The sequence below is a fragment of the Nostoc sp. DedQUE09 genome (genome assembly GCF_034530915.1).
Lineage (GTDB): Bacteria > Cyanobacteriota > Cyanobacteriia > Cyanobacteriales > Nostocaceae > Nostoc.
On record NZ_JAVRCE010000096.1, the window covers coordinates 1,217 to 21,857 of the forward strand.

Genomic DNA, 20,641 nt, shown 5'->3' on the forward strand with positions numbered 1-20,641 from the left:
CAGGGTTTTCATGGCTTTGCCTGTGCTGACATCCCAGAGTTTGATCGTCTTGTCACCACTGCCAGAAGCCAGTGTCTTGCCATCGGGGCTGAAGACTACGCCCCAGACACTACTGCTATGCCCAGTCAGGGTTTTCATGGCTTTGCCTGTGCTGACATCCCAGAGTTTGATCGTCTTGTCAACACTTGCAGAAGCCAGTGTCTTGCCATCGGGGCTGAAGACTACGCTACTGACCCAACTGCTATGCCCTTCTAAGGTATTTACCTCTATGGCACGATTTTCTTTTTTTTCATTTGGCTTTAAGTAAACCCCTTGCTGTAAAGTTGCCACAGTTTGTATTAGGATATCGCTTCTGTGCTGTGCCCAAAGTGTATGCTTGAGTTTGTTACTTGCCCTTAAGGCTGTTATTAAAGCATCTCGATGTTGTCCAGAGACAGCAAAGGCTTCAGAAGAATTATTGATGGCGTTAATTTGACTAACATTTGCTTCTACTGCCCACTGGAATGTTGCCGCAGCTAAAACAGCAAATCCTAAACCTGCGCTTATGGAACCAAGAAGGGCGCGTTTGAAAACACGATTAAGTTTTACTTCACTTTGTTTTCTTTGTTCTCGTTCTTTTTCCAGTTCCGCCATTACCTGCTTTAACTTCGGTTCCTGTTGCTGGCGGATAAAGGTGGCGATGTAGTCATGTACCAGTTGATAACGGTCTGCGGGGTTTTCTGGTAGCAAAACCACCAAGCCGGATTGGACAAAAATTTCTAATATTAAATCTAATTTGCTGATTTCAGAAGCTTGTTCCGCCCTGGTTTTTGATTCCCCCGCCTGTGGCGACCCCCCTAAAAAGAGAGTTGAAGAAATAAAGCCCCCCTTTTTAAGGGGAGCCAGCGCGGTCTTGGGGTCTCCCCAAGTGGAGCGACTGGCGTGGGTTGGGGGGATCTCCGAGAAATACGGCATCAAATCGCGTTCCAATTCAGCGCGAGTTTTTAGGGGGCGAGTTCCTTTTTCATCCGTCAGTAAATACAGTAAGAATTCTGCCGTCTGCTGATTTTCAACACCGCAATCATTAACAACTTCATCTAAATAACGCTTAACCAATTCGTCCTTAGTACCACGCTGCCGATATTCTGCCAGAGTTATAATATTCTCCGTTTGCAGTTGCGCCCCCACAACCTGCAACTCAATGGGACGAACTTCACCCAATTCTCCGGCTAAATCTTGCACCAGTTGTTCAATTAATGCACATTCCAAGCGGAAACTAGTATTTTCAGTTAAACGCTGGATAATTGACTTCGCATCAGCACGCGAGAAATTCCCCAACTTGTAAAGCACATTATTACTGAGAATGTCATTGCCAATAATCTTGAGACTGGACAAATCATTGCACTCTAGCAAGTAATGAATGTAATCTACCCGCAGCGATAAGATAACTTTCACCGATAGAACATTCAGACACTCTCCCAGAAACTCAAAGAATTGCTTCCTTTGTGTAGGTTCAGTGTAAACAAAGAAAAATTCCTCAAATTGATCAAAAATTAGCACTGTGCGGAGGTTGCGCTGTTCGTTTTCTTTAAGTTTGGATATTAAATATTGTGGAGTTCCGAGTTCTGAAGGTGAAAGTTGACCTTCTGAAGGTGAAAGTTGACCTTCTGAGGATGAAAGTTGACCTTCTGAGGGTGAACGTTGACCTTCTGAGGGTGAAAGTTGACCTTCTGAGGATGAAAGTTGACCTTCTGAGGGTGAAAGTTGACCTTCTGAGGGTGAAAGTTGACCTTCTGAGGTCGAACTTCCAAGTTCAAAAGTCGAAACTTGAAGTTCTAACTCCCCCTCATCCCCTTCTCCCCTGGTCCCTGCCTCCTGCCCCTTGCCCTCATCCCCCTCATTTCCCAAAAGCCTCCCCAATTCTTCCGCCCAGTTGGTGTAAACGCGCATTACCACTGGCAAATAATCTTGAGTACCGATCGCTTTATTCTTTAAAGCTGGTATCAGTCCCGCATTCACCAGGGAACTTTTGCCGACACCCGATTGCCCATGAATTACTATCAGCTTATAATCAGGGCGACCCATGCGTTCAATTAAACGTTCTACATCCAAGAGGCGACCAGATGCAGCAATTTCCGGGGCAATGTTTCCTTGGGGAGAGTTTGAGCGCAATGTCTCTACAAATGCCTGCTTTGTAGCTTCTAACCTACCCGCGCCAATAAAAGCCCGCAAGCCAAATTGCTGTTCAATGGAACGCTGTTCCTGTTTGATTTTGTATGCTTTGAGATATTCTTTTTGCTCAAAATAAAGCTGCTGCAAAAATTTGAGAATATCCAAGTAAAGCCTGACATTTTCTAGGGGATTACCTACATTTATAGCAGTTTCTAAGCTGAGAGTTGCCTGTTGAGTTTGACCTAAATGGTATTGAGAACGACCTAAAACAAACCGATATAAACTCAAGTCTTTTGATTTAAAATCTCTTTCGGGAATATCAGATAAAATCCCTAATGTATTTGCTGATTCCAGATTGGGAATTGTAGAAAAAACCTTTAAGGCTTGCTGAACAAGCTGATTTGCTTTGATCCAGTTCTTTTTAGCCAAGGCTACCTCAGCTAAAAAACCGTAATCCTTGGCTAATTCTCTTGGCTGGTTGTTATTTTGATGGATTACTAAAGCTTGTTCGGAAAGACTCTGCAAAGTTTCCCACTTTTGCAAGTCTCGCAAGATATCACCGAATTTAACTACTGCATTAGCAATTAAATCTCGCTGAGAATATGGAAAACCTCTCTCCAAACCTCTCTCCTGCAAGGAGAGAGGCTTTGAATTTTCCCCATTACCTAGTAGGGAAGGGGGTTGGGGGGTTAGGTTTCGCGTTAACTTTTCCAGATTAGGTGAAAACTCAGTTAAATCTGGACTTCTAAATCTGCTAATAAAATTTATATACTCTTGGATATAATGCCAAGTTGCTTGCCAATCTGGATGATTGATATCTTGATGTTTAAAAGCTTTTAAATAATAACAAAAACTAATCTCACTGAGGATTTTTGCCTGTCGTTCTAAATTATGAATTTGCTGCCAGAGCTGATCAGCTTTGTGATAATGCTCTAACGCCGAATCTTTTTGACTATTTATCTGTTTGATAAAACCTAATAAAGATTCTAAATTAGCTTCAATTTCTAAATTATAAACATCTGGCTGTTTGAGCAAATATCTTTGCGCCGCTTCTAACTCATTTTCCAGTTTAATATATTCATCTACGCTAAGTTTTAAGTTATTACTAAACCATTGATTAGCCGTTTCGATGACAAAATCTACTAATTCCTGTGTTGATATGGCAAAATCTCTCGTAGTTGCCCAACTTTCTAAATCTGGTGCAAGCTGTATTAGTTGCTTGTAGATTTCATCGTCAATCCACAACACTAAGGGAAAAGGAAAATTCTTACGAAACTCTTCCCGCACCTGATTTGCAGAAGTTAACATCACAGACAAATTCTGCACTGATTCCAAACCCACAACCATCACACAGGCTGGCATTTCTTCGCCGAATTCTTCCTGAATGGTAGTATAAAGAGTCCTGTTCGATTGCTGCACTGCCAAGACACGAATTTCGACTTGACAAATTTCTCGCAATCTGGAGATTAAGCGATCGCGCAAGCTAGCATAATTACACCGTGCCAGTATCAGCTTAAACTGTCCCACAGAGGATTCGATCGCCCAAGCTAATTGTTTTAGGGAGCGTAGGCGTAGCCCGTCGTAGACATCGCTGTTTACATGGTCATCTTTTGGTGGTTGCTGTGGACTCATAAACTTATGTGTTTAGTTCGTAGTAAGCACTTTAGTGCTTTCAAAGACATAGAATAATAAGCACTAAAGTGCTGACTACAAACTTAATTCCCTCGCTTCAGCCAAAACCGGATTAACGTCAAACCAAGACTCGCCACCATCCCGATATTCAAAGACAAACCGACTGCGGATCAGTTTTTGATATCCGTGGTCATCACTCACCTTTTTTCTTTCCTTGACATGGCGTAACAATTGCCACTCATCCTCAGAAATCGGCAACATTATCTCATTCCGCCGAGAACGAATCACTTGCTCTAAGGTTTCACGGGTTAAAGGAAGACTCATTTCTTCCATAATCCAAGTATTCAGCAGCCTCAGTACGTCCCGCACATGACCACCGCTCATTTGACATAAGCGTTCTAAGCTAGCAGCACTATCAAAAATCTCGGTAACTTGATTTAAACGCTCCTCTGGTGTCATGTCAGGAAAAGCTCTTGCTAGTACCATCTGCTGCATGAGTGCCATTCCCTGTGTATGAACGCTGCCATCACACCATTGGACAGGTACCATTGGTAACACCTTGGGATCTTCTGGGAAACGTTGAGTCAGCATTCCGTAATCATTGGAAAACTTCAACGACAAAGGCATGGTGTAAATGAGATGACAATTCAGCTTCGTCAAAAATTCACCCTGGTCGACAAATAGATATTCCTGTTGCGGACGACCCCAAGGTTTGGCACGATTATCTATGCGGTCAAGATTATCGACAATTACCACCAGACCATTTTTACCCTGCTGTTTGAGTTTAGCGATCGCAGGTTCCAATAATTCTTGATTAATCGCTTCCAGCAGTTTAGTTTTTTGCGGTGCTAAATACTGATTGAGTTTTTCTCGCAGCGCTGGGTCATTTTTCATCTTCGCGGTGATTTCACCAATGCCCATAGACAAAGAAAACTTATCTTTATCTGCCGATAAACCGACATCACCAAGCACCGGAAGCTTAACTTTTCCCGCCGTCACCTCAGAGTTTAAAACCTTCCAAGCACCTTGCAGCAACTCATTAAATTTGTTGGGTGACTCCAGGGTAATTTTATCCAGACTTTGACTTACCCGCCGAGCGATCGCTAGTAGCACATCGGCAATATCGACATCAGTCATTTCCAAATCATCACTGGACTCAAAATAGACCACATGGAAGCCTAACTTTTCCAGTTCTGCCTGTAACCGTAACAGTTCTGTCGATTTGCCACAACCAATATGCCCAGTAAATAACGTGCAAGTGGGTTCATTGGGCTTAAAAAAAGTAATTTTCTGCTTCAGCTTGCCAAGAATATCACCACCTCGGACTGAGGAAAAATCTATGTAATACTTGCTATCAGAGCTATGGTTGACAAACAGAGTTCTGCTGGGATCGCTAGCCTGATAAAATTCCCGTAAATCTATGGACATAACCTGGTAGTGCAATAATCTGGTCTTGTCTTAACATATCCTTGTTCAAAAGGATAAAGTTATTTACATCTTTGCATCTCAATATTTCGGAGAATTTTCGCATTTACTACCTCAAAGGCAATCAAATGACATCGCGAATTCTCTGCGTACCTCTGCGCTTACCTTTGTGCCCCTTTGCGTTTAAAAATATTTAAGTTATCTGCAAAAACCCAGACTATTTTTTGATACTATTTAAGACCGGACTCTTTAAATACTGATTGACGTATGAGCAAAGGTACCCTGTTTGACAAAGTTTGGGACTTACACACCGTTGGTACACTTCCCTCAGGGCTGACGCAACTATTTATCGGGCTTCACCTAATTCATGAAGTCACCAGTCCCCAGGCCTTTGCTATGTTACGCGAGAGGGGTCTAAAAGTACTGTTTCCAGAGCGGACTGTCGCCACGGTCGATCATATTGTGCCGACAGAAAACCAGGCGCGTCCTTTTGTCGATAGCTTGGCAGAGGAAATGATTCAGGCGCTGGAAAATAACTGTCAAGAAAATAATATAACTTTTTACAACATTGGCTCTGGGAGCCAGGGTATAGTTCACGTTATCGCTCCAGAACTCGGGCTGACCCAACCAGGAATGACGATCGCTTGTGGAGATAGTCACACTTCCAGTCATGGGGCATTTGGTGCGATCGCATTTGGTATCGGTACTAGTCAAGTCCGGGATGTTCTCGCTTCCCAAACCCTCGCTCTCTCCAAACTGAAAGTCTGCAGAATCGAAGTTAACGGCACTCTCAACCCTGGTGTTTACGCCAAAGATGTAATTTTACATATTATCCGCACCCTTGGCGTGAAAGGTGGCGTGGGATATGCCTACGAATTTGCCGGTACGACATTTGAGCAAATGAATATGGAAGAGAGGATGACTGTCTGCAATATGGCGATCGAAGGCGGTGCGCGTTGCGGTTACGTTAATCCGGATCAAGTTACCTACGATTACCTCAAAGGTAGAGATTTTGCTCCCAAAAATGCAGATTGGGACAAAGCAGTAGCTTGGTGGGATTCCATCAAGAGCGATGCTGATGCCCAATACGATAATGTGGTGATATTTGACGCTGCGGAAATTTCTCCTACCGTCACCTGGGGGATTACTCCCGGTCAAGGTATCGGTATCAACCAGTCAGTACCTCAGCCGGAAGAACTGCTAGAAGAAGACCGATTTATTGCCGAAGAAGCTTACCGTTACATGGATTTGTTTCCCGGTCAACCGATTAAGGGTACGAAAATAGATGTCTGCTTTATTGGTAGTTGCACCAACGGCAGAATTAGTGATTTGCGGGAAGCGGCAAAAATCGCCAAAGGTCGCCACGTTGCAGAGGGAATTAAAGCCTTCGTTGTCCCTGGTTCGGAACGGGTGAAGGAAGAGGCGGAAGCTGAAGGACTGGATAAAATCTTTCAGGAAGCTGGATTTGAGTGGCGCGAACCGGGATGTTCTATGTGTCTAGCTATGAATCCTGATAAGCTGCAAGGAAGACAAATCAGCGCCTCTTCCTCCAACCGCAACTTTAAAGGAAGACAGGGTTCCTCTTCCGGTCGGACATTGTTAATGAGTCCGGCGATGGTCGCCACTGCTGCGATTAAAGGCGAAGTTTCTGATGTGCGTGAACTCTTGTAATTTTAGAGGGGCATTGGGAATGGGGAAAGGGAAAGGGGTAAGGGGGAAAGGTTAATTTATCTCTTTTCCCTTTACCCTTTTTCCCTGCCCCTCACCTGCCCTAATCCCCAGTCCCTTTTTCAACAGTCTGTCATTAAAAGAATAGATAAAGTTTATGGTGAGTGAAGTTAAAACAGTTTCAGGGCGCGGTGTACCCTTAGTGGGCAATGATATAGATACCGATCGCATTATTCCCGCGCGATATTTGAAAGCCGTAACCTTTGATGGGTTAGGCGAAGGCGCATTTATCGATGATCGGACAGCACTTAAGGGTGAACATCCCTTTGACCAACCCCAGTACCAAGGGGCGAATATTTTAATAGTCAATAGAAATTTTGGCTGTGGTTCATCACGGGAACACGCACCCCAAGCGATCGCAAAATGGGGAATTCGAGCTTTAATCGGTGAAAGCTTTGCCGAAATCTTTTTCGGTAACTGTGTGGCAATGGGCATACCTTGTGTGACAGCCGATGCTGTTACTGTTAAAGAACTGCAAGAGTTAGTCGCTGCCAATCCTCAAGCCGCCGTGATAGTGAATCTGGAAACCTTGCAAGTGCAAATTGGTGATTACACTGCCCCAGTTGTGATCGGTGAAGGGACAAGAAGCACATTTATTTCTGGAACTTGGGACGCTTGCGGTCAGTTGGTGACCAATGCTGACCAAGTTCGAGCAACAGCTGCAAAGTTACCCTATGTAGGTTGGGGCAATTTAGCCGCGAGTTAGTATTCTCTGATTCCTTGCCTGTCAGCCAGGGAATGATATCAACTGCGGTAAATTATTTGTGATTCCTGCGTGGCCTCTCCCCTAGTAGGCTTACAGTATACAACACCAGTCATGTGATTACCCAAAAGTTCTTTTAAACCTCACCCTGTCCTATTAGAAGGCTTTGCGTAGCAAAACCAGGGTGAGGTTCCTTTATTATGGGCAATTCAGCGGACACGATATAAGTCGTCGAATTTACGTAACTCTAGAACCAAAATATTGAATCAGATTAAGGTATTACATTTTACTCATTGAACAAATATTTGTTTGAGAGTAAATGTAAAAATAAATGCTCCAAGCTCAATAAAAATCTGGGTTAATGACTGAATGAATTAATTTTTATTAGGTGCTTTTAAGTCACTAGCACTTATAAATACTTTGAATAAAAACTTACCATATTTTATAGATAAGCACTCACTTATTAATACTCATCAACGGATTAACCAGTTGTCAGCAAAGTTACTATACTAATACGGTTTAGTATTTAAGATTGTCCTTTATTCAACGCTACTTACATTTATTTGGACTTTAACTAAAATCGCTTAATCAGTTGAAAGCTAGTTTGTGCAAGGGATTTACGAAATATTATTGATTTTGAAAATGCCGTAAAAAGGTCAAGTCTGTCTCTAAAACTAATAGTGAAGAAATTTTACAAAAACCAATATTCTGCATAAAACAAGGAAATATCTCTGATTAATACCTAGCAGCTAAAAACTATAAGTTTTCTAGTTCATAGAGAGAAACTAGTACTTCCATACATCTTTTAAAAATGAAGTATTAGTAACTCATTGTTCACTTAGATAAATTAAGAATTAGGAGTATTAATCATGGCAGTAACTTGGATTCCAGGCCCAGGCCCAACTAATGGCGCAGATGTAGGTATTAGTAATGCCGCTTCTGATAACTTCAATGGTTTGGATGGAAATGACAGCCTTTTTGGAAATGCTGGTAATGACCTGTTACAAGGTGGCGATGGTATCGACTTTCTATCCGGTGGGGGCGGGAACGATACCCTAATCGGAAATCGTGGCAATGACACCTTCACTGGTGGAAACGGCAACGATCGCCTGATCTGGAACAATGGTGATGGTAGCGACAGAATGAGCGGTAACGCTGGCTTTGACGTAGTTGAGGTCAACGGTGCGGGTGTAGGAGACAACTTCCGCCTAGAACAAGATGCTCAAGGTAGAGCAATCTTTGATCGGCTGAACTTGGTTCCCTTCACTCTGACTGTAGACAGTGCAGAGAGGTTTGAAATCAATGGTGGTGGAGGTGATGACACCCTCGATGTCAACAACCTATCAGGAACTTCTGTAAATGCAGTCTGGTTCACAGGTGGGGCTGGAAATGACTTGCTCGATGGTAGTGGTACAGCAACACCGTTGAGAGCTTTGGGTGGTGAGGGTAATGACAGCCTGACAGGTGGTACTGGCAATGACTTCCTCTCTGGCGATATCGGTAATGACCTGTTACAAGGTGGCGATGGTATCGACTTTCTATCCGGTGGGGGCGGGAACGATACCCTAATCGGAAATCGTGGCAATGACACCTTCACTGGTGGAAACGGCAACGATCGCCTGATCTGGAACAATGGTGATGGTAGCGACAGAATGAGCGGTAACGCTGGCTTTGACGTAGTTGAGGTCAACGGTGCGGGTGTAGGAGACAACTTCCGCCTAGAACAAGATGCTCAAGGTAGAGCAATCTTTGATCGGCTGAACTTGGTTCCCTTCACTCTGACTGTAGACAGTGCAGAGAGGTTTGAAATCAATGGTGGTGGAGGTGATGACACCCTCGATGTCAACAACCTATCAGGAACTTCTGTAAATGCAGTCTGGTTCACAGGTGGGGCTGGAAATGACTTCCTTGATGGTAGTGGTACAGCGACACCATTAACCGGCTTTGGTGGTGCTGGTAATGACATCCTCTATGGTGGTGCTGGCAATGACTTACTCTATGGAGATGCTGGTAATGATATTTTACGAGGTGGTGCTGGTAATGACATCCTAACTGGCGGTGCTGGTGGCGATCGCTTTGTGTTCAACTCAGGTGCTGGGTACAATAGTGCCGATCTGGGTGTAGATAAAATTACTGACTTCAGCAACTTTAGCGATAAGATTGTCCTTGATAAGACAACTTTTACCGGACTCAATAATCTGTCCCAAATTAGGATAGTAGCTAATGATGCAGCAGCTGCAACTAGCTCTGGACTCATTACTTACAGTCTTGGAACTGGCAACTTGTTCTTCAACCAAAACTTGACATCATCAGGTCTTGGGACAGGTAGTTTGTTTGCCAACATTGATAACGATAACAATCCATTCACAGCAGCACCAGTATTGGCAGCTACGAACTTTGATATCGTTGCGTAATCACACATCTCTCAAAATCCATAGAAGCTGAGGCGTGTCTGCAAGCTCGCAGCTAAATCCTAATTAGCAATCATCAACATTGCTAATTAAGGATAATTGAATCCTCCTCATACTTCAAGTACGGGGAGGATTATACAGTAATACGGTTTGGTTAAAGGGGAAGAAAAACCTTTAACCCTTAACTTTTAACCTTTTCCCCAAAGGTAATTCTGGGTTCAAAATGCTTATCCAAACCGTATTGGATTATACAGTTCAATCCAGATAGATAGGAAAAACTTAAGACTTGCTGCGTAGGCGTAAGCATCGCTTTGGAAAAGAAGGTAATTTTGGACGATCAAAAATATGTCGGCAAAGTTCCTAATTCATTGGCTTGAAAGTTGAATTATAGATGGGCATTCTTCAAAAATACAGATTTATTTTTCTACAGAAAAAATTAATTAAAAGATAAAGTTTATTTAAACAATCTCCCGTAAATCAGTTGAAACTTGCTGTAGCATAATAATAGTTAGAGTTTTTACAACTAATAAATCGATTAATATGCGTTTACCTATCCTTATCAGCGCAGCACTATTGCTATCTCTAGGTCTGAATCTACCAGCGATATCCGAAACTAATGCAGAGAAACCACAATATCAAACACAAACAAATAATAACTTGAATTCAAGACGGTTGAGATTTAATAAGCGTTTGTGGGAGCGGGCAAATATTTATAACTATCGCATTACAGTTAGCAACAGTTGCTTCTGTATACCAGATGCTAGAGGCCCAGTAGTTATTCGAGTACGTAATGGTCAACCAACTTCTGTCACTTCTGTAGCTACAGGTCAACCAGTTAATCCGGAATTCTTTCAAAAATACGATACAATTCCCGAACTCTTTAATGTGATTCAAGATGCTATCAACCGTAAGGCATCCAACCTGGATGTAGAATATAATGCTAAACTCGGCTATCCAACTAAAATTAATATCGATTACAATAGTCAAATAGCTGATGAAGAAATATTTTTGACAATTGAGAATTTTCAGGAACTGAAAAAGTAGACGCTAAACTGATTACTTGCGCTCAATCTCGACCGAAAATAGGGGTAAATTAGCAATTCCAAAGCGAGATTTAATACTTCACTTTCTCGCAAAAAGCTAATAGCGATCTAATACGCTTGAGTTAAGGGTTATTGGTGTAAATAATTCGTTTTTCAAGACGCGATAAATCACATCTCTACATCTGGGTTTTCTTGCTCATTCTGAATTGTATTGGATAGCTATTAGCTTTTTATAAAAATTAACAATTAGATTAAGTTATGTTGATTTTGTGCGAGTAATTCTCAATTATTCAACGAATTTGTTGTGTTTGAGGGCTTGACTAAAAACAGCCACTTCTGATAGTCTCAAATTACTCGAGAAGATTAGGTCTTACTATAACTTTATTCGCTAGTTGCGTTCAAAGTAACTTTACTAATCCCACACTAGAATTTAACTTTTTACAGATGGCTTAAAGCTGTACACCCATTTGTGAAAATCATCATTAGGACTCATTTGCCGTTGCATCTGCCCATTAGATGCCACCGTGTTAATGTCGTAGTAACGCATTTCACCCAAGGCACTACGAGCTTGAATGAGTTTTGTCCGCTCGATGCGACACTGTTCGTATCTAGTCAAAGCTTCTTGGAGATTAGCTGAATCAGAAAAACACTCTCGTAGTTGGTATGCATCTTCAAAGGTGGTATTGGCTCCTTGTCCCATAGCAGGTGCCATTGGATGAGCCGCATCGCCTAAGAGAGTGACTCTGCCTTGACTCCATTGAGTTAACGGTGGGCGGTCGCAAATTGGCCCTTCCCAAATTTGCTCGGCTGGTGTTGCTTCTACCACCGCCCGAAAGGATTTATCCCAGTCGGCTAATTCATGGAGAATACGAGATTTCACTTCCTCGGCGCTGTGGGAAAGGGAGTACTCAGGCGAGAACTTTCGACTAATCCAACTGGTATAACCGCCACCGACATTCAGAAGGTACATAAACTGTTTATTGCCTTTGACAAAAACTAGTTCGTAGTCATTAAATAGCTCGTGGCGATACTTGATGACGGCACGCCAGCACATACTACCGATATAATTAGGCTTACCCTCGCCAAATAAGGTTTCTCTGATGACGGAGTTAAGTCCATCAGCCCCAATCAGCAAATCTGCATTTACCGATTTTTCACCATCAAAATGAATTTCCACACCGTTTGCATCTTGCTGAAAGCCGATGCAGCGATGATTAAGGTGAATAATATTAGACGGCAATCTAGACGCTAAAACTTGCTGTAGACGATACCACCAAATAGTTAACAACGGTTGTCCGTATTGTTCTAGATATTTAGTTGTGTTAGTTCGGATTGTTTCTCCCTGAATACTCTTTAAAACCGTATGGTGAACCTCGCATCCTGAACTTTTGAGGGTTTCCACAATTCCCGGCGCGTTGGCGCAGCCCGCCGCAGGCATCGCATCTAGAGAATGCAAGCCATTAGGAGCTAGTCCGAGTCCAGTTCCCGCCGGACGAAATTCTTGGGCTTTTTCGTATACTTGCACCTCTATCCCTTGGCTTCTCAGTGCGATCGCAGCAGCCAAACCGCCTGGCCCAGCACCAATTATGGCAACTTTCTCTACTATAGGTTTGGAGAATTTTTGAGTTAGATTTGTGTTCATAATATGAGCAAAAAAAAATAGTACTAGTACCGCAAGGCGGAAGTCTAAAGGCTTTAATTTTGGACTTTCTGGCTGTAATAAAATAGTAGGTTTATTTTTGCTTCGCGGTACTAAGTTCCTATATTAAATCCTGGGAATGCATTCACAAATATAAATGTGTGAAAATTACATAAGTTATATTAAAATACTTTCTCTAATTAAAATACAAGGTTACTGATTTCTCTAAGAATTTGAAAATTTGAAATTGTGTGAAAATTTAGATATAGAAGAGGGATAATAAATATAACTATTAGTATCCCCATTCAATATGGAAGATAATTCCTTAGCTCCAATAAGTTCAAACACCCTTACTCAAGAATTGAAAATATTGGGTTCAGAGGAAGTGGACTTATCGCTGAATATCAATAATATATCTTACTCACTGAAGATAGAACCTCGTGTTACATTACTAGATGCACTTCGAGAAAAGCTGGGTTTGATGGGCACTAAAAAAGCTTGCGATCGCGGTGAATGTGGTGCGTGTACTGTATTAGTTGATAATCGGCGAATTAACTCTTGTATGACTTTGGCAATCATGCACATCGGTACTGAAATTACCACAATTGAGGGAATAGCACAAGATGGTAAACTCCACCCTATGCAAACAGCCTTTATTACCCATGATGCTTTTCAATGTGGTTACTGTACATCCGGTCAAATTGTCTCAGCCGTAGGGATGATATTGGAAGAATCACCAAAATCTGAAGCAGAAATTAGAGAAAAGATGAGTGGAAACCTTTGCCGTTGTGGAGCATATCCAAATATTATTGCCGCAATTCAGGATGTGCTAGAGGAAATGGAAGATGCAGCCATTTAGTTATGCTAAAGTTACTTCACTAGAGACTGCGATCGCCACAATTGAGCAAGATAAAACTGCTGCATTAATTGCTGGTGGCACAGATTTACTCGGATTGATGAAAGATGGACTCCAAACAGCGAATGTATTAATTGATATTAATAGTTTGCCCTTAGCAGAGATTGAATCTCAAGCGAATGGAATCCGTATTGGTGCTATCTCTCGAATGAGCGATGTAGCCTTTCATCCCAAAATTCAGGAATGTTATCCCGTAATTAGCCAAGCTTTATTACAAAGCGCTTCACCGCAACTGCGAAATATGGCAACAGTGGGTGGTAATTTGCTGCAACGAGTCCGCTGTGGTTACTTTCGCGATCCGGTTTTTCCTTGTAACAAACGCACTCCCGGTATAGGTTGTTCGGCAATTACAGGTTACAATCGAACGCATTCCATTTTCGGAGCTAGCGAACATTGTATTGCCGTTCATCCTTCGGATTTAGCTGTAGCTTTGACGGCATTAGACGCGGTAATTTGCATCCAAGGAATAGAAAAAGCCCGACGAATTTCAATTCATGATTTTTATCTCTTACCAGGTGAAACACCAGCAAAGGAAACTCTATTACAGCCTGGAGAATTAATTGTTGCTATTGAAATTCAAGATTTTGCATATAAGTCTCATTATTTAAAAGTAAGAGATCGAGCTTCTTACGAATTTGCCCTCGTTTCCGTGGCTGTTGCCTTAGATATAGAAGAAGGGATGATAAAATCAGCACGCATTGCTTTTGGGGGAGTAGCACCCAAACCTTGGCGTGTAAGGGATGCTGAGGAATTATTAAAAGGGAAAGCAATTAACGAAGATATCTTTACAGCCGCAGCAGAAGCAGCCGTCAAAGAAGCAAAACCGCAAACACACAATGAATTCAAAATTGAATTAGTCAAACGCGCTTTGGTACGCGCACTCTCAGTTGTGGCAGAAAAATTATGAATAAAATTATTGGGAAACCACTCGATCGCGTTGATGGTAGGCTGAAAGTTACAGGAGAAGCACCTTACACAGCCGATGCGCCAATAGAGAATTTAACTTATGGAGTGATTTTTCAAAGTGCGATCGCCAGCGGTAAAATTATCCAAATAGACACAACGGCAGCCGCAGTCGCCCCTGGTGTCATAGATATCATTACTTACCAACAAACCCCATCTCTGGTAAAAATACCCTTCTTCGGCCCTCCACAACCTCAGTCAACTGAAAAAGACCATAACATTTACTACGATGGTCAACATCTAGGGATTGTAATTGCCCAAACTTTAGAACAAGCCCAAACTGCTGCTTCTCAGATAAAAATTATCTACGAAGAAGCCATTCCTACAGCCACAACGGCACGTGCAGAGATATTTGAACCCAAATCAGTATTTTTTGGCATGATGCCAGCTAAAATCACTAGAGGCGATATTGAATCAGCGAAAGCACAGGCAGATGTGGTAGTAGAGCAAGTTTATACCACGCCAATGGAACATCATAATCCCCTAGAACCTTTGGCAACGATCGCAATGTGGGAAGAGGATAATTTAATATTATATGAAACCACTCAAGGCGTTTCTGCAACCCAAAGAGGGATCGCATCTGTTCTGAATATTCCTCAAGAAAATGTCCGCGTCATCTCCAAATATTTAGGCGGCGGATTTGGTTGTAAGGCAATGCTGCGATCGCATACAATCTTAGCTGCGATCGCAGCTCGTCAAGTAAAGCGCCCTGTAAAAGTTGTGTTAACGCGATCGCAAATGTACACAGCTTGCGGCCACAGATCCCAAACTCAGCAGCAGCTAACGTTAGGTGCAACCAAAGAAGGCAAACTAACCCTGATCAATCACATTGGTACATCCTTAACTTCTCTGTTTGATGACTTTGTAGAACCTGTGGGTGCAGCAACAACAATGATGTACGCCTGTCCCAATTTGGAAATTAAATACCGTTTGGCACGCATCAATACTGCCACACCAACCTTTATGCGGGGCCCGGGAGAAGCAACGGGAATGTTTGCCTTAGAATCGGCAATGGATGAATTAGCATACACCTTAAATATTGACCCAATTGAACTAAGATTAATAAATCATGCAGATATCGAGCCGCACAAAAGATTACCTTGGTCAACTAAATCCCTGAAAGAATGTTACCAAAAAGGAGCAGAAATTTTTGGTTGGTTACAACGCAATCCAGTTCCCCGTTCCATGCGAGATAATCATTTTTTGATTGGTTGGGGGATGGCAAGTGCGACGTTTCCCACGAACATTCAAACTGCATCAGTTAAGGTAAAAATTTTTGCTACTGGAGAAGTGAAAGTACAAAGTGGTACTCAAGACATAGGTACAGGCACTTATACAGTGATGACGCAAGTAGCTGCTGAGGTATTAGGCTTACCAGTGCAGTTTGAACTAGGTGATACTAATCTTCCTAAAGCCCCGATTACAGGGAACTCAATTACCGTTGCCAGTGTTTCCCCGGCGGTACATCAAGCAGCGATCGCCGCACGGGATAAGATCATTAAAATGGCGATCGCAGATGCAAATTCTCTGCTTTATGGATCGCAAGCAGAAGATATTATTGTCGAGTCAGGGCAAATATTCTTAAAACAAGACCCATCAAAGCGAGACAGCTACACCGATATTCTGCGCCGTCATGAATTAGAAAGTTTAGAAGTTACAGAAGAATCTTCACTCAATCCAGAGGGCAAAGAATACGCCAAACACTCATTTGGTGCAATATTTGTCGAAGTTGCAGTTGATGAATTGTTAGGAGAAATCAAAGTTAGACGTTGCGTAGGCGTTTATGGTGCTGGGCGAATTCTCAACTTCAAGACAGCACGGAGTCAAGTTATCGGCGGGATTACCTGGGGAATTGGTATGGCGCTGATGGAGAAAACCGTAATGGATGCTAATCAGGGCAGAATAGTTGGTGCTAACCTTTCCGATTACTTGATTCCCGTTCATGCAGATATCCCCAATATGGAAGTGCAATTTATTGAAGAACACGATCCTTATGTGAATGCACTAGGAACTAAAAGCTTGGGCGAACTGCCGATTGTTGGGGTAGCGGCTGCCATATCTAATGCTGTTTATCATGCCACAGGTAAGCGGATTCGCGATCTGCCAATTACACCAGACAAGTTGTTGTGAGTAAATCGGTTTGTAGAGAGAAGGGGTTATATCATATTCGCTTGATTACTTACTAAACCGAAGAACCCCACCCCGCCAAAGCTACGCTTCGTCTCCCCTCCCGAAGAGCGGGGAGGGGATTAAGGGGAGCCAGTGCGGTCTTGGGGTCTCCCCAAGTGGAGCATCTGGCGTGTGGGGTGCAATGACTGTGGAAATCATAACTAATTAGGCGGACATGATATTAGGGGATGAGGGCAACCCTAAAACCCTTTCTCTTACATAACTTGTACCTGAAGTTGACACCTATGATAAATGCTGTGTCCCTACAACAGATGTGGTTCAAATAGATGAAAACTGCTTTAAATAAGCAATGGCTTCAGTTGGTTTATTTCTAATTGGAAAAGTTCACTAATATTAAGCAATGTGATAGCTTCAGCAGAGTGAAATGACTATTAAAAGTATCATATCTGTTACTTAAAAAGTATTTTATGCGCTCTAATAACATACTTTCATCATATAAAAATAAATTATTAGTCTGCATAGTCGTACTTTTCTTTGATAGCTGCGACTTACAACTGTATTTATTATTCTTTTTTCAGAACTATTAAATAATATAAAACTGCTTGAAAAACTTTTTTGAGTTTAGCACAATAATATTATAGGAGTCATATTTTGATTTCTGAAAAAACTCAGTACACCTTAGAAAGCCTTCTTTCCTGTTCCCTGACTACGTAGATCGTTTCAAAAATCAAACCGGATTCCTATAGTTAAAGTCTTTTTAGGAAATCCATCATGTTAAAAACAACTTCTAAAACGGGGAAAGATTCTTTTTCTATTACCTTTTCTGACCTGGATAACAATTTTTTATCTGAATTAAGCTACGATGAAGCCTCTGAAATTACGGGAGGTTTTCAAGTTAACAATGATTCAGGAAGTACGAAAGCTTTTTACACTTTTGGACAGTTTGTACAGCCACAACGCCAGCTTTTACAACCTGGACAAAGCGGTGATTATGATGGAGAATATATTTTATATAGTTCTTCAAGAACCAGCTTTGAACCAACAATATCACAAAAACTCGCTCCAACAGACATAGTAAGTTTTCGTCTGCTCGGAGATACAGTGGTTATTGGTTCTGGAAATGTCTTTTTTAGCGTCACGCAAGTCTAAGTAGCTGGACAAAAATATTTACAGTCATTGCGTACTTCCGTCAAAAATTAGGTGTGCTTAGAGGAGTTTCAGTTAAAAAACATACTATTGTAGGGGCGTAAGCAAGGTCTTGCGCCCCTACAGATGTTACTAACATCGAAGTATTCATGATCTTAGCTTTCCATATAAGATGAAAAGTTACAGAGAAGCTTAGACAAATACCCAAAGCCAAAAAACTGCTGAGAAATTTTTTCATAAAATAACAGGTAGCTATTTTTCATTGGGTTTAACAGAAGCTGTGGTTATCAACCTCGTGATGTTTGTCAGGAATATTGCAATGTTTCGTATTAATATCATGATGTTTGTCAGGAATATCGCAATGTTTCGTATTAATATCGTAATGTTTGTCAGAAATGTTGCAATGTTTCGTATTAATATTGTAATGTTTGTCAGAAATGTTGCAATGTTTCGTATTAATATCGTAATGTTTGTCAGAAATGTTGCAATGTTTGTGAGGAACATCACAATGTTTCTTGTTAATATTGTGTTTGTCGTTAGAAAGGTCAAAAGCTTAGGGGCATATATATACGTCCCTACAGATGAATTGATTCACGCTCAATAAGGCGTTGCCAGAATAGTAATCATTCTTTTTTGCAAATTGAACTGGATTTGATCTACTACATATTTCCGGTTTCTCGCCACTAACTGAATACCCCGCAACTGTGCTGGACAGCTAAACGGCTTAAATCTCTAGCTGAATTTGGTTTTGAGCAATTGCACTCAGTTGAATTTCTGCGATCGCTAGTCAATGAAATAGTAATAGTATCCTGGGTATTAATTGTGATATTTTGGTTAGCTCGTTGGCAAGGCAGATGCACGAAGAGACGCGGGTCAAAACTCCACTTTACCAGTTGTAGCCTTAATTACACCGGAAGAAAAGTTTGCAGGGGGACGCAAACTTGATGATATATTCACCGATCCGTCTTTGAAAGGCTATCGCATTATTGGCGATAGAGGTTTATTCGATGACTTGCGAGGTAAGGAAGATAATGATATCAGCAATCCAAAGCAGCCGAAAGTCTGGCGCTTACTCTTAGAACGTGGCGGCTGGATTTATTTGTTTCAAGCATTGCCTCTAAATGCAAAACCTGATGAGCTACCGTCAGTTTTAGCTATTCAAGAAAGTGATAAAGGGCATATCATCATTCGCAGTCCAGAAGTTTATAAAACTACTTCTCCTTAATATCTTGAATCACTTGTTTAAATTTGAGTTTATAAAAAACATTTTTCTTTATCCACGTTTTATAATAATTTTTTACAGTATCTCGTTTAAAATACTCCAGATTAAAAGGAAAAATTTGATGAACCAGTGGCAACCTACTCCTCAACTCAGGAGATATTTAACTCAATTAGTTTCCACTTGTATTGTTAAACCTTTGCAGTTTATAAGACGGTGGTGCATACAACCAATACAAAGTTGGTTCTATAGACATTCTTTGGGGGGCATTGTCTCTCTATTTTTGGCTGGAATTAGTTTGAGTATCCTGTTAGCTGCTTGCTCTTTACGTAATGTCAATTACACTGGTAATGCTAGCACAGCTTCTCAACCTAATATAACCCTAACCTTTGTTTCTTACTCAGTTACTAGTGCAGCATACGAGCAGATAATTCCCAAATTTATCGAACAATGGAAGAAAGAACACAACCAAAACGTCACTTTCAATCAAAGTTATGATGCATCAGTTTCTCAAACCCTTGCAGCGGTTATTGAGGGTAAGGAAGCTGATGTGGTACATTTGTCACTTCCCCTTGATATTAATAAACTTGTGGAAGCAGGTTTTATTCAACCAGGTTGGGAAAAAGAAGCGCCTAATAACGCAATTGTTACCAAATCTCTAGATGCGATCGCTGTTCGTGAAGGTAATCCCAAAAATATCAAAACTTGGGCAGATTTAACAAAAGATGGCGTCAAGATAGTTACAGCTAACCCCAAAACCTCTGGTGCTGCTCGTTGGAATTTCCTTAATCTCTGGGGTTCAGTGATAAATACTGGCGGAAATGACAACCAAGCAATAGACTTTATTTCTAAAGTCTATAATAATGTACCTGTGTTACCTAAAACTGCTCGTCATGCCAGCGAACTGTTCTTCAAAGATGGTCAGGGTGACGTTTTACTCAACTATGAAAAAGAGATGATTGTATCGCCAAAAAATGGTGAAAAGCTCCCATATATTTTGCCTGATATTAATATCTCCATCGATAATCCTGTTGCTGTTGTCGATAAAAATGTTGATAAACATGGTACTCGCTCTGTTGCAGAAGCATTTATCAAATTTCTCTACACCCCAGACTCGCAACGGGAGTTTGCCAAATTAGGATTCCGTCCCGTTAATCCTGCGATCGCCAAAGAAACAGAAGGCAATTTCCCCCAAATTAAAACTATTTTCAAAGCTGAAGATTTAGGAAGATGGAACGAGATTCAGGCAAAATTCTTTGATGAAGGTACAATTTTGGACAAGATTCGAGCGAAAAAGTTAACTTAACTTTAACGTGAGTTTGACGAGTGCTATTTTGACCTCTCCCCCAGCCCCTCTCCTACCAGGAGAGGGGAGCAAAAACCCTCTAATTTCGTTACTCCTCCCTCTCCTTTTAGGGTACGGTGTACACACAAGTCGAATTACCCCCCTCAATCCCCCCGATGCATTGGGGAGAAGCCAGAAATCTAATTCCCTCCCCTTTGCAAGGGGAGGGTTAGGGTGGGGTAAAAACCAG

At 41.6% G+C, this 20,641-nt stretch carries 13 protein-coding genes; 10 read left to right on the forward strand and 3 right to left on the reverse strand.

Going from position 1 to position 20,641, the window contains the following annotated elements:
• Both RMY27_RS33435 and RMY27_RS33440 read right to left on the reverse strand, forming a co-directional pair.
• Positions 1–3,783: ribosome assembly protein 4 (locus RMY27_RS33435; protein ID WP_322669101.1), on the reverse strand; the 3,783-nt coding region annotated here is incomplete at its 3' end.
• A 75-nt stretch (positions 3,784–3,858) separates the two neighbouring features.
• A complete protein-coding gene (locus tag RMY27_RS33440) occupies positions 3,859–5,211 on the reverse strand; it encodes a P-loop NTPase fold protein (RefSeq protein WP_322669102.1) in 1,353 nt (450 codons plus the stop codon).
• 264 nt (positions 5,212–5,475) lie between these two features.
• Between RMY27_RS33440 and leuC the strand changes: the two genes are divergently transcribed.
• The 4 genes from leuC (at position 5,476) to RMY27_RS33460 (ending at position 11,094) form a co-directional block, all read left to right on the forward strand.
• Positions 5,476–6,879: a 3-isopropylmalate dehydratase large subunit gene (gene leuC / locus RMY27_RS33445; RefSeq protein ID WP_322669103.1), complete on the forward strand. Its 1,404-nt coding sequence runs from the start codon at positions 5,476–5,478 to the stop codon at positions 6,877–6,879.
• Between the two features lie 154 nt (positions 6,880–7,033).
• Positions 7,034–7,642: a 3-isopropylmalate dehydratase small subunit gene (gene leuD, locus RMY27_RS33450; protein WP_322669104.1), complete on the forward strand. Its 609-nt coding sequence runs from the start codon at positions 7,034–7,036 to the stop codon at positions 7,640–7,642.
• 866 nt (positions 7,643–8,508) lie between these two features.
• The gene (locus tag RMY27_RS33455) at positions 8,509–10,053 is read left to right on the forward strand and encodes a calcium-binding protein (RefSeq protein ID WP_322669105.1); all 1,545 of its coding nucleotides are present in this window, start codon (positions 8,509–8,511) and stop codon (positions 10,051–10,053) included.
• Between the two features lie 537 nt (positions 10,054–10,590).
• The gene (locus RMY27_RS33460) at positions 10,591–11,094 is read left to right on the forward strand and encodes a DUF6174 domain-containing protein (RefSeq protein WP_322669106.1); all 504 of its coding nucleotides are present in this window, start codon (positions 10,591–10,593) and stop codon (positions 11,092–11,094) included.
• 429 nt (positions 11,095–11,523) lie between these two features.
• On the opposite strand, the gene RMY27_RS33465 is transcribed toward RMY27_RS33460, so the two are convergent.
• Positions 11,524–12,735, reverse strand: coding sequence for an NAD(P)/FAD-dependent oxidoreductase (locus RMY27_RS33465; RefSeq protein ID WP_322669107.1), 1,212 nt, complete (start codon positions 12,733–12,735; stop codon positions 11,524–11,526).
• Positions 12,736–13,042: 307 nt separating this feature from the next.
• Between RMY27_RS33465 and RMY27_RS33470 the strand changes: the two genes are divergently transcribed.
• From RMY27_RS33470 to RMY27_RS33495, 6 genes are all read left to right on the forward strand, one after another.
• Positions 13,043–13,591, forward strand: a complete 549-nt coding sequence (locus RMY27_RS33470; protein WP_322669108.1) for a (2Fe-2S)-binding protein — start codon at positions 13,043–13,045, stop codon at positions 13,589–13,591.
• Positions 13,578–14,555 (forward strand): xanthine dehydrogenase family protein subunit M, encoded by a 978-nt coding sequence (locus RMY27_RS33475; protein ID WP_322669109.1) that lies wholly within the window; start codon positions 13,578–13,580, stop codon positions 14,553–14,555. The genes RMY27_RS33470 and RMY27_RS33475 overlap by 14 nt, the downstream gene beginning before the upstream one ends.
• Positions 14,552–16,741: a xanthine dehydrogenase family protein molybdopterin-binding subunit gene (locus RMY27_RS33480; protein WP_322669110.1), complete on the forward strand. Its 2,190-nt coding sequence runs from the start codon at positions 14,552–14,554 to the stop codon at positions 16,739–16,741. The genes RMY27_RS33475 and RMY27_RS33480 overlap by 4 nt, the downstream gene beginning before the upstream one ends.
• A gap of 771 nt (positions 16,742–17,512) precedes the next feature.
• A complete protein-coding gene (locus RMY27_RS33485; protein ID WP_322669111.1) occupies positions 17,513–17,890 on the forward strand; it encodes a hypothetical protein in 378 nt (125 codons plus the stop codon).
• Positions 17,891–18,854: 964 nt separating this feature from the next.
• On the forward strand, positions 18,855–19,112 hold the full coding sequence (locus RMY27_RS33490) for a hypothetical protein (protein ID WP_322669112.1): 258 nt from the start codon (positions 18,855–18,857) through the stop codon (positions 19,110–19,112).
• Positions 19,113–19,230: 118 nt separating this feature from the next.
• A complete protein-coding gene (locus tag RMY27_RS33495) occupies positions 19,231–20,412 on the forward strand; it encodes a sulfate ABC transporter substrate-binding protein (protein ID WP_322669113.1) in 1,182 nt (393 codons plus the stop codon).
• The last annotated feature ends 229 nt before the right edge of the window (positions 20,413–20,641 follow it).

Bases quoted from the DNA above. Each gene is read 5' to 3' on its own strand.
- RMY27_RS33440 (WP_322669102.1), bottom strand. From the start codon at position 5,211: ATGTCCATAGATTTACGGGAATTTTATCAGGCTAGCGATCCCAGCAGA.
- leuC (WP_322669103.1), top strand. From the start codon at position 5,476: ATGAGCAAAGGTACCCTGTTTGACAAAGTTTGGGACTTACACACCGTT.
- leuD (WP_322669104.1), top strand. From the start codon at position 7,034: ATGGTGAGTGAAGTTAAAACAGTTTCAGGGCGCGGTGTACCCTTAGTG.
- RMY27_RS33455 (WP_322669105.1), top strand. From the start codon at position 8,509: ATGGCAGTAACTTGGATTCCAGGCCCAGGCCCAACTAATGGCGCAGAT.
- RMY27_RS33460 (WP_322669106.1), top strand. From the start codon at position 10,591: ATGCGTTTACCTATCCTTATCAGCGCAGCACTATTGCTATCTCTAGGT.
- RMY27_RS33465 (WP_322669107.1), bottom strand. From the start codon at position 12,735: ATGAACACAAATCTAACTCAAAAATTCTCCAAACCTATAGTAGAGAAA.
- RMY27_RS33470 (WP_322669108.1), top strand. From the start codon at position 13,043: ATGGAAGATAATTCCTTAGCTCCAATAAGTTCAAACACCCTTACTCAA.
- RMY27_RS33475 (WP_322669109.1), top strand. From the start codon at position 13,578: ATGCAGCCATTTAGTTATGCTAAAGTTACTTCACTAGAGACTGCGATC.
- RMY27_RS33480 (WP_322669110.1), top strand. From the start codon at position 14,552: ATGAATAAAATTATTGGGAAACCACTCGATCGCGTTGATGGTAGGCTG.
- RMY27_RS33485 (WP_322669111.1), top strand. From the start codon at position 17,513: ATGTTAAAAACAACTTCTAAAACGGGGAAAGATTCTTTTTCTATTACC.
- RMY27_RS33495 (WP_322669113.1), top strand. From the start codon at position 19,231: ATGAACCAGTGGCAACCTACTCCTCAACTCAGGAGATATTTAACTCAA.